General features: G+C 71.6%; 15 protein-coding genes, 1 tRNA gene and 2 pseudogenes. 13 read left to right on the top strand and 5 right to left on the bottom strand.

The window, feature by feature from the left end:
* Positions 1-317 precede the first annotated feature (317 nt).
* Positions 318-1769, bottom strand: a complete 1452-nt coding sequence (locus tag KK483_RS14395) for an ATP-binding protein (protein ID WP_399016061.1) — start codon at positions 1767-1769, stop codon at positions 318-320.
* Between the two features lie 330 nt (positions 1770-2099).
* A pseudogene (locus KK483_RS14390) lies at positions 2100-2246 on the bottom strand (IS5/IS1182 family transposase); the annotation flags it as partial.
* Here KK483_RS14390 and KK483_RS14385 point away from each other — a divergent pair.
* Positions 2226-2786: a GIY-YIG nuclease family protein gene (locus KK483_RS14385; RefSeq protein WP_262005625.1), complete on the top strand. Its 561-nt coding sequence runs from the start codon at positions 2226-2228 to the stop codon at positions 2784-2786. The pseudogene KK483_RS14390 and the gene KK483_RS14385 sit on opposite strands and share 21 nt — an antisense overlap.
* A 10-nt stretch (positions 2787-2796) precedes the next feature.
* Here KK483_RS14385 and KK483_RS14380 read toward each other — a convergent pair whose 3' ends face one another.
* Both KK483_RS14380 and KK483_RS14375 read right to left on the bottom strand, forming a co-directional pair.
* Entirely contained in the window at positions 2797-2925 is a 129-nt protein-coding gene (locus KK483_RS14380) for a hypothetical protein (protein WP_262005624.1), read from the bottom strand.
* A 181-nt stretch (positions 2926-3106) separates the two neighbouring features.
* Positions 3107-3179: transfer RNA gene (locus KK483_RS14375), tRNA-Arg, on the bottom strand.
* A gap of 292 nt (positions 3180-3471) precedes the next feature.
* Here KK483_RS14375 and KK483_RS14370 point away from each other — a divergent pair.
* The 10 genes and pseudogenes from KK483_RS14370 (at position 3472) to KK483_RS14325 (ending at position 12159) form a co-directional block, all read left to right on the top strand.
* Positions 3472-3915, top strand: coding sequence for a hypothetical protein (locus tag KK483_RS14370; protein ID WP_262005623.1), 444 nt, complete (start codon positions 3472-3474; stop codon positions 3913-3915).
* 65 nt (positions 3916-3980) lie between these two features.
* Positions 3981-4337 (top strand): annotated as a pseudogene (locus KK483_RS14365) (S-adenosylmethionine synthetase N-terminal domain-containing protein); the annotation flags it as partial.
* Between the two features lie 43 nt (positions 4338-4380).
* The gene (locus tag KK483_RS14360) at positions 4381-5451 is read left to right on the top strand and encodes a PfkB family carbohydrate kinase (protein WP_262005622.1); all 1071 of its coding nucleotides are present in this window, start codon (positions 4381-4383) and stop codon (positions 5449-5451) included.
* Positions 5452-5563: 112 nt separating this feature from the next.
* The gene (locus tag KK483_RS14355) at positions 5564-5797 is read left to right on the top strand and encodes a hypothetical protein (protein ID WP_262005621.1); all 234 of its coding nucleotides are present in this window, start codon (positions 5564-5566) and stop codon (positions 5795-5797) included.
* Positions 5794-6162 carry a hypothetical protein gene (locus KK483_RS14350; protein WP_262005620.1) on the top strand — a complete coding sequence of 123 codons (369 nt, stop codon included), beginning with the start codon at positions 5794-5796 and terminating at the stop codon, positions 6160-6162. Before KK483_RS14355 ends, KK483_RS14350 begins: the two co-directional genes overlap by 4 nt.
* Positions 6162-7631: an FAD-binding oxidoreductase gene (locus KK483_RS14345; protein ID WP_262005619.1), complete on the top strand. Its 1470-nt coding sequence runs from the start codon at positions 6162-6164 to the stop codon at positions 7629-7631. The genes KK483_RS14350 and KK483_RS14345 overlap by 1 nt, the downstream gene beginning before the upstream one ends.
* The gene (locus tag KK483_RS14340; protein ID WP_262005618.1) at positions 7628-8401 is read left to right on the top strand and encodes an SDR family NAD(P)-dependent oxidoreductase; all 774 of its coding nucleotides are present in this window, start codon (positions 7628-7630) and stop codon (positions 8399-8401) included. Before KK483_RS14345 ends, KK483_RS14340 begins: the two co-directional genes overlap by 4 nt.
* An 87-nt stretch (positions 8402-8488) precedes the next feature.
* Entirely contained in the window at positions 8489-9451 is a 963-nt protein-coding gene (locus KK483_RS14335; protein WP_262005617.1) for a GNAT family N-acetyltransferase, read from the top strand.
* Positions 9452-9554: 103 nt separating this feature from the next.
* Positions 9555-10427, top strand: coding sequence for an ester cyclase family protein (locus KK483_RS14330; RefSeq protein ID WP_262005616.1), 873 nt, complete (start codon positions 9555-9557; stop codon positions 10425-10427).
* Between the two features lie 37 nt (positions 10428-10464).
* On the top strand, positions 10465-12159 hold the full coding sequence (locus KK483_RS14325; RefSeq protein ID WP_262005615.1) for an FAD-dependent monooxygenase: 1695 nt from the start codon (positions 10465-10467) through the stop codon (positions 12157-12159).
* A gap of 322 nt (positions 12160-12481) precedes the next feature.
* Here the strand turns inward: KK483_RS14325 and KK483_RS14320 are convergent, their stop codons facing one another.
* On the bottom strand, positions 12482-12970 hold the full coding sequence (locus KK483_RS14320; RefSeq protein ID WP_262005614.1) for a MarR family winged helix-turn-helix transcriptional regulator: 489 nt from the start codon (positions 12968-12970) through the stop codon (positions 12482-12484).
* A gap of 124 nt (positions 12971-13094) precedes the next feature.
* On the opposite strand from KK483_RS14320, the gene KK483_RS14315 reads away from it, so the two are divergent.
* Both KK483_RS14315 and KK483_RS14310 read left to right on the top strand, forming a co-directional pair.
* Positions 13095-14639: an FAD-dependent monooxygenase gene (locus KK483_RS14315; RefSeq protein WP_262005613.1), complete on the top strand. Its 1545-nt coding sequence runs from the start codon at positions 13095-13097 to the stop codon at positions 14637-14639.
* A 209-nt stretch (positions 14640-14848) separates the two neighbouring features.
* Positions 14849-15826, top strand: a complete 978-nt coding sequence (locus KK483_RS14310) for an NADPH:quinone oxidoreductase family protein (protein ID WP_262005612.1) — start codon at positions 14849-14851, stop codon at positions 15824-15826.
* The last annotated feature ends 238 nt before the right edge of the window (positions 15827-16064 follow it).

The following is a 16064-nucleotide window of genomic DNA, read 5'->3' as shown; positions in this document are numbered from 1 at the left end:
ACGCGCTGGTCAGAAACTGTGCCCCCGGCAGGATTCGAACCTGCGACCCCCGCTTTGGGGGCATGATCATACGTTTACTTATCCGTCCTCCGCAGGCTTGATGGTTCGCTGTTTTTGCAGGTCAGCTGCCTGACTGCAGGCTAGCTCGCTCCTGCTCCGTTCGGGAACTGCTCAGTCTGGGTCGCCTCCCGGCCCACTTCCTGGATGATCTGTTCGAATTCGGCGGGCGGTGGGGAGACGGCTGCCGGACGGCGGTTTCCGGCGCGCTTCCATCCGGAGGCCATGTTCCCCGTACAGGGGCGGTGACTGCGACCGGGTCAGTCGCTGTGGTAGAGGCGAACTGGATCGATCAGCTGGATGGCGGGGTCGTTCTCGGCGAGGTGGCGCAGTTCGTCGGTGAAGCCGGTGCCGCTGTAGCACTGTAGCCGGGTGACGTCGGTGGCGGTGCCGCGTGCGGTGAGGAGAGCACGGATGTGCTGGAGACGTTCGAGGTGGCCCTTTCCCATGACGTCGTTCCATTTGGCTTCGCCGATGGCGAGTAGTGTTTCGCGGCCGCTGTCGGTCTCGCCATGGACCGCGATGTCGACTTCGTGGCTGGTCTTCGCGGCAGGATCGTTGACGGTCCCGCTGGCGACCCTTGTGACCTGCCCGCCGTGGGTTGCGGGGGACGCGTGCCAGCGGGCCCATTCGCGGCAGACCTGTTCGAAGTGCGGGCCGACAACCTTGCTGCGGAAGGTGGACTGGGCGCGGCGCCAGACGGCGGGGGCGCGTCCGGGGCGTTCCAGATCGCCCCAGGCGGGGCGCATGACCGCGTGGTAGAAGGCGATGAGAGGTTCGGCGATGCGGTAGGCGGAGCGGTTGCGGCGGAAGGCGTCGGCCTCGTGGGTGATCATGCCGACGTCCTGGAGGACGCTGAGCGGGTGGGCGAGGTCGGTGGACTTGCGGCCGAGGTAGTCGGCGATGCCGCCGCGTGCGGCGTTTCCGGCGGCGATGGCGGCCAGGACGGAGTGGTAGAGCGCGGTGTCGTGGAGTTCGGGTTCCTCTGCGAGCAGGTAGCGGGCCTCGCGGAAGAGCGGACGGGCGGGATTGAGGACGGCGCGGGTGACCCAGGCGTCGAAGTCGTGGGGACCGGCGGGAGCGTCGCCCTGGGTGAACTCGCGGCGGTAGGCGGGGGTGCCGCCGACGATGGCGTGGGTGAGCAGCGCGGTGCGCGGGTCGGTGATCTCCCAGAACTCGGCGGCGAGGCGGAAGTCCAGGGTGGGGACGACGAGTTCCAGGCCGGCGCGGCCGCGCAGCGGGGCGTTGCCGGCGAGGAGTCCGCCCATGAAGGACAGGGCGGAGCCGCACAGCAGGAGCCGTACGGGGGTGTTGGTGTGCTGGGCGGCGGGGTCGAGGGCGCGCTGGATGATCGAGGGGAGGGCGGGGGAGGCCTTGGCGAGGAAGGGGAACTCGTCGATGACCGCGACGGTGGGGCCGCCCCTGTCGGCGATGCGCATGAGCTCGGTGACGGCCTCGTCCCAGTGGGCGAAGCGGAACGGGGTGGGCTGGTCGCGGTGGCGGGCGAGGGCTTCGCCGAACTGTCGCAGGGCGTCGGTTTCGGTGGTCTCGGTGGCGGTGAACATGAAGCCGCCGCTTGCCCGTGTGACGGCGTCCAGGAGGAAGGTCTTGCCCTGGCGGCGGCGGCCGGAGACCACGCCGAGGGTGGCGCGCGGGCCGGGTAGGGCGGCGAAGCGGGTCAGCTCGGCCCACTCGAAGTCGCGGTCGAACATCTCGGCAGGTTTGTCCACGGCACACCTCTGTATGGATAGGTGGGTTTATTATATCTGGACTTACTCAAGATTCCCCTTCTGTGAGTGCCCGGCGTGGGCCCCGGACGGGGCGAGGGCGAGGCCGAGGTGCAGGGGCAGGGTCGAGTGGAGCGGCCCCCCGAACTTTCGACACCTGGACGCTGGATTCTTCGATCCTGGGGAAGTGGCCATGGTGGGGAAGCGGAAGCGTTACCTCACAGAGGGCAAGGGGACGCGGTGGATCCGGTGCGCTCCTCGAAGGATCGCTTCCTCGCTGGCAACGCCCGGAGTCTGGGTATCCATCAGGATGTTGAGTTGGAGAGCGAGGACCGCCCGGACGAGCTCGGTGATGCGGCTCGGGCTGCAACGGAGCTTGCGCAGGAGCCGCCAAGCCTTGAGGGTAGCCATGGCCTGGTCTTCTGCGGCGCGAACGTTGGCGTGAGAGACGTCGACCACCTCTGGTTTGCGGAGAGCTGGTGTCAGCGGTCGGCCGGGGTAGACCTGATCCGTCGGCTCCCTGGTACTCGGCAACCCGGCACCGGCGATGAGGCCGCCATCGCCGAACTCGAAGGAAAACTCGCCGAGTTGGGCGCCGAACTGGAGGCGGTCGAGGCCCGCGAGGCCAACATCCGGGCCGGATACGTCTACGTCATCTCCAACGTCGGAGCGTTCGGCGAACGCATGGTCAAGATCGGTATGACCCGGCGCCTCGATCCCATGGACCGCGTCATCGAACTCGGGGACGCGTCCGTCCCCTTCCGCTTCGACGTACACGCCCTGATCTTCAGTGAGGACGCCGTCGGCCTGGAACGCCGCCTGCACCAGGAGTTCGAGTCCCGCCGCGTCAACCGGGTAAACCTACGCCGGGAGTTCTTCTACGTCACACCGGCAGTCGTGCGCGCCGCCCTGCAGCGGCTCGCCGGACAGCACCTCCTGGAGTTCCAGGACACGCCCGAGGCTCCTGAATGGAGGGCCAGCCAGACCGCTGCCGGGCGGTGACGGGCTCGACTCAGTCAACCTCGTCGGGTGCGTCCAGACGGCAGGCGGCGCCATCCAGACTGATCCAGGTGACCTTGGAGGTGCTTCCCGCCGCGAGGTAAGCGGTCACTTCTCCGGTTGGGGTGATCGCGAGCCACACGGACACCTACACCTCGCTGATGCCCCAGTTCGAGCAGGAGGCCGCCGACGCCCCGTGGGGTCGGTAGAAAACCCCGTAACCAGGACGTCGCCTAGCGTTACGTCCCCGCACACACGAAAACAGCCCCCTCGGAGATCACTCCGAGGGGGCTGTTCGAAGCTCCATGCCTGGTCAGGCGCTGTGCCCCCGGCAGGATTCGAACCTGCGACACCCGCTTTAGGAGAGCGGTGCTCTATCCCCTGAGCTACGAAGGCGGGGGGATCCGTGGGATCCGGCGCCTAGCCTAGCGGATAAGGATTCCGGGCTCGCAAGATTGTTGTCTTCGCTGGTCAGGTGGTGCCGCTGGGGTGCGGACGGGCGGCGGCGGTGACTCGCCGTGGCGGTGGGGCGCGGTCCGGTGGCTCGAAGGTGGCTCGACGGTGGGTGGGGGGAGCGTCGAGGACGGTCGCCCGTGGGGACGGGGGCTGTAAGGCTGGGAGCGGACATCGACGGCCTGCACATCGACCGCCGGTCATTGCGAGCACTCGTCCACGGGGGAGCTTTGTCATGCCGAACACCGCATCCGTTGTCCGTACGACCGACGATCCGCTTGTCGAGGCTGCCGGGACCCTGTTGAGGCAGCTGGTGATCGCCACCGGGGCCGAGAGCGTGGTGGTGTGCGGGGCCGGGCTGGTCGGTTTCGTCGCCGAGGCGCTGCGGGAGAACGGGCGGGGGCGGGTCGTGGAGTGCGAGGGGGGCAGCGGCGTGGCTGTTCCGCCGGGGCCCGTGGATCTGCTTGTGCTGGGCGGGGCCCCGGAGCGCTTCCTGCCGGTGCTGCGGGTGATGGAGCCGCGGATGCTGCCCGGCGCGGTGGTCGTGGCCTGCGGGGTTCCCGAGGCTCCGGAGCGGGCTGCGGACTTCCTGGCGTATGTCCGGGCGAGCGGCAGTGGGTACGTCTCACAGCCCCTGGCGCCGGACGGCGGGCTGGAGATGGCCGTCCGCAGCGCCTGACCTGGTCCTGCCCGGGCCGTCCCGTCCGCGGTCCTCCCGTACACCCGCCGACCCCAGGGAGCGTTGTGTCCCGTCGCCTGTTCACCTCGGAGTCCGTGACCGAGGGCCACCCCGACAAGATCGCTGACCAGATCAGTGACACCGCCCTCGACGCGCTGCTCCAGGAGGATCCCTCCTCGCGCGTCGCCGTCGAGACGTTGATCACCACCGGCCTGGTGCACGTGGCCGGCGAGGTGACGACGAAGGCATACGCCGACATCGCCACGCTGCTGCGCAACAAGATTCTCGAGATCGGTTACGACTCCTCGAAGAAGGGCTTCGACGGCGCTTCCCGCGGTGTCTCGGTGTCCATCGGCGCCCAGTCCCCGGGCATCGCGCTCGGCATCGACACCGACGGCAAGAACGGCGACGAGCTGGAGCGCACCGACCGCGTCGACGCGCTGCGCGTCGCCGCAGGGCTCTGAGATGCGCATCGCCGTCACCGGGTCCATCGCGACGGACCATCTGATGGTCTTTCCCGGGCGGTTCGCCGAGCAGCTGGTACCGGACCGACTCGCCGCCGTCTCCCTGTCCTTCCTCGTCGACTCGCTGGACGTCCGGCCGGGCGGAGCCGGTGCCAATGCGGCGTACGGCCTGGCCCTCCTGCGGTACCGGCCCGCACTCGTGGGTGCGGTCGGGGCGGATTTCCGGGAGCACGGCGACAGGCTGGCGGCCCTCGGTGTCGACACCGGGTCCGTGCATGTCTCGGCAACCCGGCGTACCGCCCGCTACCTGTGCACCACGGACGGGGACAGGCACCGGATCGCGTCGTTCCACCCGGGTGCGATGAGCGAGGCCGCCGGCATCGGACTCGCGGAAACCGCACGGCGGCTCGGGGGACTCGATCTCGTCCTGGTCGGCGCGGACGACCCCGGGGCGATGGTCCGCCACACCGAGGAGTGCCGTGCGGCGGGTCTCCCCTTCGCCGCCGGTCCCTCCCGGCAGTTGGCGCTGCTGGAGCGGGACGCCGTGCGCCGGCTGGTGGACGGGGCCGCGCTTCTCTTCACCAACGCCCGCGAGAGCGCGCTGCTGCTGCGCAGGACCGGCTGGAGCCGCGCGGAGGTGCTGCGCCGCACCGGTACGTGGATCACCACGCTGGGCGCCGATGGGTGCCGGCTCGAACGGGCGGGGGAGCCGCCCGTGGGGATCGCCGCCGTGCCGCCGCAGCGGCTCGTCGATCCGACGGGGGCGGGGGACGCCTTCAGGGCCGGGTTCCTCGCCGGGCTGGCCGCCGGGCTCGCACCCGTCCGCTGCGCGCAGACGGGCTCCGCACTGGCCTCGTTCACGCGGGGCGCCGCGGGTGGTCAGGAGTACGCGTGCGATCCGGAGCGCCTCGTCGCAGCGGTCCAGGTGGCGTACGGGCCCAGGGCGGCAGCCGAGATCGCCCACGCACTTGCCGTCCCACGCCGGACACCCACCACAGAAGCAGAAGCAGAAACAGAAACAGGAGCAGGAGCAGAAACAGCAACAGGAGTGCAGAGAGGAGTACGGAGATGAAGCGGCACGGCGTACTGCACTGCGCGCAGCGGACCCTGAGCCGGGCACTGATGGCGCTCGGCGCGATCCACCCGCGTGCGCAGAGGCACCCGGGACTCGGGCCGGAGGAGCGGTGACGGCGGGCGGCGCCCGCCGGATCCGGGTCGCCGAACTCGACTTCCTCTACGGCGCGATGCTCGACTGCCTCGGCCCGGAGCCCGACCTCGCGCCCGATCCCGGCGCAGCCGAGTGCACACCGGACGGCGCGGCCGCCGGGACCGAGAGCTACAGCCCCTTTCGAGCAACCCTCCAGATCGTGCTTGCACCGTACGTACAGCACCCCACCCTCCAAGGAGAGTTGTCATGACTGACGCGAGGCTTGTCGGCACCTGGACCACCCAGCTCGACGACGACGGAAAGGCCGTTCCCGGCCTGGTCCGCTTCAGCGCCGACGGGGGAGTCGTCTCCACCCAGGTGAACACCAGGAACATCGGTCTGGGCAGCTGGCGCGCCACCGGCCCGGACACCTTCGAGTACGGCTTCCACATCCTCGCCGTCGACGGTGAGGGCAAGCACGTCGGCGAGGCCCGCGTCCGCGTACAGGGCGAGTTCGTCTCCGACACCGCCTGGCAGGGCACCGGGGGCGCCGACTTCCATGACCCGCAGGGCGCCAAGGTGCGCGGCCACGACGGCTCCAAGGTCACGGCCGAGAAGTTCGGCGTCGACGGCTGATGTCGGCGCCGCGCGCCCTGAAGGGCCTGCGGCTCCGCGGCGAGCTGGTCCTGCCGTCGGACCCGGGGTATCCCCTCGCCACGCAGTTGCAGAACACCGAGTACGACACCGTGCGCCCGTGCGCCGTCGCGTACTGCGCCACGACGGAGGACGTCGCCGCCTGTGTCCGGCACGCCCGCGAGACCGGACTGCGGGTGCACGTCCGCGGCGGCGGCCACAGCTTCAACGGCTGGTCCACCGGCGAGGGGCTCGTCATCGACGTGTCCCGGATCAACCGGGTCGCGGTCGGCGGCCCCGCCGACGCGCCCACCGTCCGGCTCGGCGCCGGCACCCAGTCGCTCGACGCGCTGGACGCGCTGAAGCCGCTGGGCCGCCAGATCGTCACGGGGACCTTCCCCACGGTGAGCGCGGGCGGCTTTCTGACGGGAGGCGGAATCGGCTGGCAGACGAGGCGGTTCGGGACCGGCAGCGACCGGATGGTCTCCGCCAAGGTGGTACTGGCCGACGGCCGGACCGTGCGCTGCTCGGCCACCGAGGAGCCCGACCTGTTCTGGGCGCTGCGCGGCGGCGGGGGCGGGACCTTCGGCGTCGTCACCGAGTTCGAGGTGCGGCCCGTCGACGCCCCGCTCATGACCGGCTTCGAGACCCTGTGGGCGTACGAGGACGCGGTCGCGGTCCTCGCGGCGTGGCAGGACTGGTGCGCGCAGGGCCCGGACGAGATCGGCTCCTCGCTGGTCGTGCTGCCCGGGATGTTCGGCCCCGGAGGGCGGCCCGTCGTCAAGGTCTGGGGCGTCGACCTCCGGGCGGGCGACGCGCTGGAACGGTCCCTCGGCGAGCTCGCCGAGCGCGCGGGCGCCAAGCCGGTCGCCCGGACCGTCGGGCCCCGCGGGGTGTACGCCGATGTGATGCACGAGGCGCTCTGCGGGTCCAGGACCGTGGCCCAGTGCCATCGCACCGGCACCGGCCCCGGCGCGGAGGGCCACCGGCACCCGTACACCCGGCAGAGCTACCGGCTCACCGCCCGGCCCGTGGACCGGGGCGAGGCGGCGGCGCTGCTCGACGCCTGGGAGCCGGAGCCGGTCCCGGAGCGGTATCTGCTGTGCATCGCCATCGGCGGTGCCGCGAACCGGGTGGGCAGGACCGAAACCGCCTATGTGCACCGTGACGCACGGTTCCTGCTCGGCGCTCAGATCGCCTGCCGCGACCCGCGGCCGTCCGGAGCGACCGCGGCGTCGATGACCGCCTGGGCCGACCGCTGCGCCGCGGCCCTGGAACCGCTCGCGTGCGGCTCGTACATCAACTTCCCCAGCTCGCGAGTTGCCGACGGCTGGGAGGCGGACCACTTCGGAGAGAACGTTCCACGGCTGCATGGCGTGAAGAGGACCTATGACCCCGAGGACTTCTTCCGGCACGCGCAGAGCATCGGCAGCCGCACCCCGACCGCGAACACGACGAAAGCGGGCTCATGAAGACCGATCTGCAGGGCAAGGTGGTGCTGGTCACCGGGGCCTCCTCGGGAATCGGCCGGGCCACCGCCGTGGCGTACGGCGCCGAGGGTGCCCAGGTCGCGATCACGTACCACACCAACGAGGCCGGGGCCCGGGAGACGGCCCGGCTGGTGACCGAGGCGGGCGGCACCCCGCTGGTCGTTCGCTACGACCTGGCCGACGAGCAGTCCGTACGGGACGCGGTGGGACGGGTCGCGGAGGAGTGGGGCGGCATCGATGTGCTGGTGGGCAACGCCGTGGTGTGGGGCGAGGCGATCCCCCGGCCAGGAAAGCCGGTGCCTCTCTTCGAGGACGTGCCGGCCAAGCAGTGGCAGGAGGTCCTGCGCACCACCGTCGACGCCCTCTTCCACACGCTTCAGCAGGTGCTGCCGGTGATGCGCGGGCGCCCGTGGGGCCGTGTCGTGCTGATCGGCGCGGGGCTCGCGGACAGCGGCAAGCCGGGCGCGGGGGCGTACGGCGCGGGCAAGTCCGCGCTGTACGGGCTGGTCCGCAGCCTCGCCTGGGAGCTGGGGCCGGAGGGGATCCTGGTCAACATGGTGGTGCCGGGCCAGACCCTCACCGAGACCGTGACGACCCATGTGCCCGCCCCGTTCCTGGAGGAGAAGGGCAAGAGCCTGCCCTCCGGGCGGATGTCCGTGCCGGAGGACGTGGCCAACGCCGTCGTCTTCCTGGGCTCCGCGGCCAATGGCAACACCAACGGGGAGACGCTGCGGGTCACCGGAGGCGCCTGACCCGGCCGCCGCGGCGGGCCCCCGGTATCGAGTTGTGTCGAGTTGTCCTCGACGGTGCTTCGAGAGCGGTCGGCCAGGGTGTCGGCCATGGAGATTCGCAGCCTCGACGGAGACGAACCGGCGACCATCGCCGCCCTGCTGCCCGGATTCCGGGAGACCATGAGCCTCGAACTGCCGGCGGACCCGCCGGTGACCGGGGCGCTGCTGGCCCGGCTGTTCCAGCGCCGGCACGGCACCGACCGCATCGTGCTGGTCGCGTTCGACGGCGGCGCCCCGGCCGGCGTACTGAAACTCGGCCTCGACCTGGGCGATCCCGCCGGCCCGGGCCACGGCTCGCTGTGGGTGTTCCCCGGCTTCCGCCGGCGCGGCGCGGGCCGGGCGCTGGCCGCCGCGGGCCTGGCCGCCCTGCGGGAGCGCGGGCGGGACCTGCTCCTGGTGGACGCCCCGCAGGGAGCGGCCGGGGAGCGCTTCGCCGAGGTGCTCGGTGCGCAGCACACCGCGCTGACCGTACGGAACCGGCTGCTGCTCGCGGGCCCCGCCCGCGGCGCGCTGGAGGCGGCCGCGGGCCGCCCCGTGCCCGGCTACCGGCTGGTGCGCTGGAGCGGCCCCTGCCCCGAGGGACTCGTCGACTCCTACGCCCGCGCCTGGAGCCGGCTGGACGAGCGGGTCAACGGCCGGGCCCGGCCGCGCAACCCGTCGGCCGGTGACGTACGGGCCCGTGAGGACGAGGCGGTGCGCGCTGGACACCGCCCGTACGGTGTGGCCGCGTTGTCCGAGGACGGCGGGGAAGTCGTCGCCTACAGCACGCTCTTCGTGCGCGACAGCCCGATGGCGGACGCCGGCGAGACGCTCGTGCTGCCGGAGCACCGCCGCCGTGGCCTCGGCACCTGGCTGAAGGCGGACCTGCTGGTCGGGGCCGCACGGGAGAACGAACGCCTCGCGCTGGTCCAGGTGTTCAACGACACCGCCAACGCGGCCGTCGTCGCGCTCAACAGGAAGCTCGGCTTCACGGCCGACTCCCACTGGTCGACGTACGCGCTCACGTCCTGAGCCGCCGCCGCGGCCCGGGGCCGCACCCAGCAGCCGCACCCAGCAGCCGGGCCCGGTCCGAGTCCGATCCGGGCCCGATCCGAGCCCGATCCGAGAGGAACCCATGACCACCGTGACCCCCGCCGGGCAGCGCGCGCGCAACGCCGAGCTGGTCCGCAAGCTGTACGACGTGCTCTACCGCGAGCACCGTTTCGACGAGGCCGGACGCCTCTTCCACGGCACGTACACCGACCACGACCCGCTGATACCGCCGGGCATCGTGGGGCCGGTCCGCCGCTTCCGGACGATGGCCGGCGACTTTCCCGGGCTCAGCGCAGGCATCGACCATCTGGTCGCCGACAACGACCGGGTGATGGTCTTCGTGACCTGGACCGGGCGCGCCCGCGAAGGCGAGGAGGACTTCCGGATGCACACGGCCGAGCTGTACCGCACGGAGGACGGCAGGATCGCCGAGCACTGGAACGTGGTCGACCGGTCCGTCCTCGCCCAGCACGGGGTCAAGGGACTGGAAGGTGACGGAACCCAGCCGTCCGCCCCCGGTCTCGCCGGCCCGCACACCGACACCGAGCGGGCCAACGCGGAGCTGGTGCTCGGCGCGTACCGCGAGGTCTTCAGCGAGCACCGGCTCGATCTCGCCGACCGCTATTACCACCAGGACTATCGGCACCACAACATGCGCACGGACCAGGTGCCGGACGGGCTGGAGGCGTTCAAGGCGTTCTTCGCCGACAACATCGCCGCCTTCCCCGACCTGGTCACCACCGTCGACCACATCGTCGCCGCCGACGACCGGGTCATGGTCTTCGTGACCTGGACCGGCAGTCTCACCGGGGCGTGGAGCGGCGGTGGTCCGTCGGGTCTGCCGCTCCGGATGCGCACCTGCGACCAGTTCCGGATCGAGGACGGGAAGGTGGCGGAGCACTGGGAGGTCGTCGACTATCTGGCGCTCCGGCAGGCAGGGCTGCCCACGCCATGAGCACGCGTTCCGCCACAGCCGAGAGAGGGATGACGACATGAGTACCAGCGACGCGGCCGCACCGGGCGATGCACCCGGGCAGGGCGACGGACCCGGGCAGGGCGAGGTACCGGGGCAGGGCGACGCGCCCGTGCTGATCGTCGGCGGGAGCCTGGTGGGTCTCTCCGCCGCCGTGTTCCTCGCCCACCACGGGGTGCGGTGCACCCTGGTCGAGCGCCACCCCGGCACCTCCGTACACCCAAGGGCGGTCGGGTACTACCCCCGCACCGCCGAACTGCTCCGCCAGGCAGGTGTCGAGGACGCGGCCAAACGCGCGGCCGCCGGCTTCGAGACCCACAGGACCCGTGCCGGGGTGACCTCCCTCTCCGGTGAAGTCCTCTTCAGCAAGGAGGAGTTGGAGGGCAGTGACGATCTGGCCGGTCTCACCCCCTGCCGGCTGCTGCTCCTCCCGCAGGACCGGCTCGAGCCACTGCTGCGCGCCCGCGCCGAGGAGCTCGGCGCCGACCTCCGGTTCGGCACCGAGCTGCTGTCGTTCGCGGAGGATCCGGACGGGGTCACCGCCGTCCTCGGCGACGGCACCGGCGGCACCAGCACCTTCCGCAGCGCCTATCTGGTGGCCTGCGACGGCCCGCGCAGCACCGTCCGCGAGAGCCTGAAGGTGCCCCGGCAGGGGCGGGGCGTGCTCTCCCGGCATGTCAGCATCGCCTTCGGGGCCGATCTGAGCGGCGTGCTCGGCGAACGCCGGTACAGCGTGGTCCATGTGAAGAACCCACAGGTCATGGGGATTCTGGTGCATGACGACACCCTGACCGAGGGCACTCTGATCGTCGGCTACCGGCCCGAGGACGGCGAGAGCCTGGACGACTTCACCGACGCCCGCTGCGCCGAGCTGGTCGGCGCGGCGATCGGCTCGCCCGACGTCGAGGTGACCATCCGCTCCCGGTTCCCCTGGGACATGGCGGAGCAGGTCGCCGAGGGCTTCGTGCACGGACGTGTGCTGCTGGCAGGCGACGCCGCCCACGTCATCCCGCCCACCGGCGGCTATGGCGCCAACACCGGTATCGCCGACGCCCACAACCTGGCCTGGAAGCTCGCGCTGGTCGTCGGTGGCGCCGCCGGAACGGGGCTGCTGGAGACGTACGACGCCGAGCGCGGCCCGGTCGGCGCGTACACGGCGGAGCAGGGTTCGCTGCAGCTCGCGGTGCGCTCCGGAAGCGCGACGCCGGAGCAGCAGGCCGCGGCGGCCGACGCGCTGACCGTGACGATGGGGCAGCCGTACCGCTCCACCGCCGTCGTCCCCGAGCCGGGGGCGGAGCCGCTCCCGGCCGCGTCCGATCCACGTGCGCTGCACGGCGAACCGGGCACCCGGGCGCCGCACACGGTGCTGCTGCGGGGCGGTGCGGAGATCTCCGCGCTCGATCTGTACGGGCGCGCCTTCGTCCTGCTGGCCGCGGAACGGGGCGGGGCCTGGACGGCCGCAGCCTCGGCCGTGGCAGAGGAGTTCGGGGTCGAGCTGGCGGCCCACCGCGTGGTGCCCGGGCCCGGCGACGGCCCGGAGGCGCTCGTCAGCGCGGCGGGCCGCTGGTCCGAGTCCTACGGGGTGGGGCCGGCGGGAGCCGTGCTCGTACGGCCGGACGGCGTCGTCGCCTGGCGGTCGCACGGCGCCGTCCCGGCGGGCGAGGAGACCGCGGTGCTGACGGCGGTGCTGCGGAGGGTCCTCGCACGGGGATGAGGAACGGGCCGGGGCCCGCGGCGCTCCCGCCGCGGGCCCCGGCCCGGCTCCCGCCCCGACAGGCCCTGGGCCCCGGACACAGCACTAGGGAGTGTCTTCAGAGGGGCGTCGTCCGCCCGAAGGGCGGGCCCGGCGGCGTCTGGTGCGTGCGATCGCAAGGCGGAGGAGGGAGTCCATGCGGTCAGGTCACCTTCCGTGCCCGAAGGGCTACGGGGGGACATTGGCGACCGACGACAACGCGGCGTGGGGGGCACCTCCCAGGCGCGAGCTCTGGGGGAGCGTGCCAGGCGCCGCCGGGCGGACGGGACTTCGAAGACGCGACCTACGCCGTGCCGCCGTCGCTCTGCAACTCACCGATGGAGTCCACGTACTTGATCAGCAGCCGGGCGAACTCCAGCCGCTCCTCCACGGGCCAGTCCTCGGTGATGCGCTCGAAAGCGGCCCGCTGGTGGCTGCGGAAGCGGGCGAGCGTGTCGTGGCCCTCTTCGGTGAGCTGGAGAATCGTGCGCCGCCCGTCGCGCTGGGACGCCGCCCGGATCAGATAGCCGGCGGAGATGCAGTCGGAGACCATGCGGCTCGCGACCGAGGGGTCGACGGCGAGCCGCTCGCCGACCACGCCCACGGTGATCTCCTGGCCTTCGTGCTCAGGGCCGTCCTGAACGATGTTGAGCACCAGAGTCCTGGTCATGTCCTTGCGGGACACCTGCTTCTCGACGCTCAGCGCCGCGGTGCGCCGCAGTCGCGAGAAGGCGGGGCCGACGGCGTCGAGCAGTTCCGCTGCCCGCAGCGGGCTCTGAGTCGAAGTCTCCATGGTGCGCATTCTAAGCGAGTTGATTACGGCAGGCGAGCATCTGTATGCTCACAATCCACTGTGTGCTTTCAAGCACATAACTGCAAGCAATCACATGTCTCTCCTTCGAGCGAAAGGGCTCACCATGTCCGGAGACAGGACCGGCCACGACGAGAACGAGAGCGCGGAGTACGAACTCGACCTCGAAGTGATCGTCGTCGGCGGCGGACCCGTCGGCATGCTGCTCGCCAGGGAGCTGCGGATAGCCCGTGTCGGCGCGGTCGTGCTGGAGCGGCTCCCCGAGCGCACCCCGCACTCCAAGGCGTTCGGGCTGCACGCCCGCTCGCTGGAGTCGCTGGACCGGCGCGGGATGCTCAAGCGGTTCCGCGAGGGCGCCCGCTCCTGGAGCAACGGCCACTTCGCGGGGCTCGACGAGTGGGTCGACTTCTCCGCGCTGGACAGCACGCACGCGTACGCCCTGCTCTCCGAGCAGACCAGGACCGAGCGGCTGCTGGAGGAGCGCGCCGTCGACGTCGGCACCGAGATCCGGCGCGGCCACGAGGTCACCGCGGTGCGGCAGGACGCCGACGGCGTCGAGGCCGATGTGACCGGCCCCGACGGCGACTACACGCTGCGCGCCAAGTACATCGTGGGCTGCGACGGCGGCCGCAGCCTCGTCCGCAGGGCGGCCGGCATCGGTTTTCCCGGCACCGGCGGCCGGGTGACCGCCCGCCTGGGCGACGTGATCCTCGCCGACCGGGAGAACGCTCCGATGGGCATGGAGCGCACCGAGCGCGGACTGCTGTTCTGTGTGCCGCTCGACGACACCTACCACCGCGTCTCCACCTTCGACTTCGATGCCGACCGGGAGCCGGGCGAGGAGCTCACCCTGGAGGAGCTCACCGCCAGCCTGCGTGAGATCTGGGGCGGCGACCTCGGCGCGCACTCGCCGCGCTGGCTCTCCGTCTTCACCGACTCCGCCTGTCAGGCCGACCGCTACCGCGAGGGCCGGATCCTGATCGCGGGCGACGCCGCCCACACCCACTTCCCCGTCGGCGGCCAGGGCGTCAACCTCGGTCTCCAGGACGCGTTCAACCTGGGCTGGAAGCTCGCCGCCACCGTGCACGGCTGGGCCCCCGAGGGGCTGCTCGACAGCTACGACGAGGAGCGCCAGGCGCCCGCCCGCAAGGTGCTCGCCAACACCAGGGCCCAGATCGCGCTGATGAACCCGGATCCGTATGTCACCCCGCTGCGCGAGCTGTTCACCGACCTCATGCGCAAGGACCAGGTGAACCTGTACCTCGCCGAGATGCTCAGCGGAGTCACCGTCCGCTACGCGCTCCCCGGCCCGGAGCACCGGCTGCTCGGCGACTTCGCCCGCGACCTCGAACTCCGCACGGACGAGGGCAAGTCCCTCCTTCCCGAGTACCTGAAGCGGGGGACCGGCCTGCTGCTCGATCTGGCCGCCCGGCCGGAGACCGCCGCGGTGTACGACGAGTGGGCCGCGGGCGTCGGCTGGGCCGGACGCCTCCAGCACGTCCGGGCCGAGTGCGACCAGGAGCCCGGGCTGGCGGGGCTGCTGGTCCGACCTGACGGCTACGTCGCGTGGGCGGCCGACCGGGACGCGTCCGGGACCGAGCTGCGCGAGGGGCTGGGCACCGCCCTCGCCACATGGTTCGGCACCGTCTGACGGTCGGTCGGCGGTCGGCGGTCGGCGGTCGGCGGTCGGCGGTCGGCGGTCGGCGGTCGGCGGACCGCGGCAAGACCTTGCACAAGTCGCATTAATGTGTAGACTCGCAAACACGTGCATGAGGGCATGTAACTTGTAACCCGGATCCCTGGGCGGAGCCGCGCACATCCCTCGCGGCTCGAAAGCACCTCCTAGTTGGGAGAAACACCATGCGAATCGTCCGCCACTACGAGCACGGAGCCCCCTCAGTGCTGCGTGTCGAAGAGGCGGAGAAGCCGCAGCCCGGTCCGGGCGAAGTGCTGATCCGCTCCGAGGCCATCGGCGTCACCTTCGCCGAGGTCCAGCGCCGCCAGGGCATCCCCATCGGCGGCCACGCGTCACTCCCCGGCGCACCCGGCGGCGATGTCGCCGGCACCGTCGAAGCGCTCGGCGAGGGCGTCACCGGCCTCCGCGTCGGTGACCGCATCGTCGTCGACGTCGACCACAGCGCCTACGCCGACCACGTGATCGCCGACGCGGCGTGGGCCATCCCGATCCCGGACAGCATGGACGCCGCCGAGGCGACCCTGCTGCCCAGCCCCGCACAGACCGCCTACCACGCGCTCAAGGAGTCCGGTCAGCTGGCGCCCGGTGAGACCGTCCTGATCGACGCCGCGTCCGGCGGCGTCGGCCACCTCGCCGTCCAGATCGCCAAGGCGATGGGCGCGGGCAAGGTCATCGCCACCGCAAGCACCCAGGCCAAGCTGGACTTCGTCCGCGACCTGGGCGCCGATGTGACCGTCAACTACACCGACGAGGACTGGGACGACCAGGTCAAGGCCGCCACCGAAGGCCGCGGCGCCGACGTCGTCCTGGAGACCGTCGGCGGCGACATCCTCACCAAGAGCGTCGCCCTGACGGCCCAGTTCGGCCGCCTGGTCTTCTACGGTTCGGCGAGCGGCGACATCCAGCCCATCCACCCGCTGATGCTCAGCCGCATGAAGACCGTGGCCGGCTTCGCGCTCTACGCGATGCTCTACAACAAGCCCGAGGCCATCGCCGCGGGACAGCGGGACCTGCTCGACATGATCGGCACCGGCAAGGTCCGGCCGGTCGTGCACGAGCGGCTTCCTCTCGAGGACGCCGTCAAGGCGCATGAACTGATGGAGGCCCGGGCCCAGCTCGGCAAGGTCGTCCTCGTTCCCTGACGGCCCCTCCCCGCAGTCGTGGCCGGCCGCGACATCCCCCGTTCGCGGCCGGCCACCCACCACCGCACGCAAAAGCACCACCGCACGTACAGCACCACCGCACGTACAGCACCACCGCACGCACAGCGAAGTGAAGATCCCCTTTTCGGACAGCTCATGACGCCGCCCGCAGACCGCGGCCGGTGGGACGGGGACGGCACACCACTCGCAGCGGCAGCAGCCGCACGCGGCACCCTGA

It is taken from the genome of Streptomyces sp. FIT100, assembly GCF_024584805.1.
Lineage (GTDB): Bacteria > Actinomycetota > Actinomycetes > Streptomycetales > Streptomycetaceae > Streptomyces.
The sequence above is the reverse complement of the archived record's forward strand: the minus strand, read 5'-3'. Positions and strand labels throughout refer to the sequence as shown.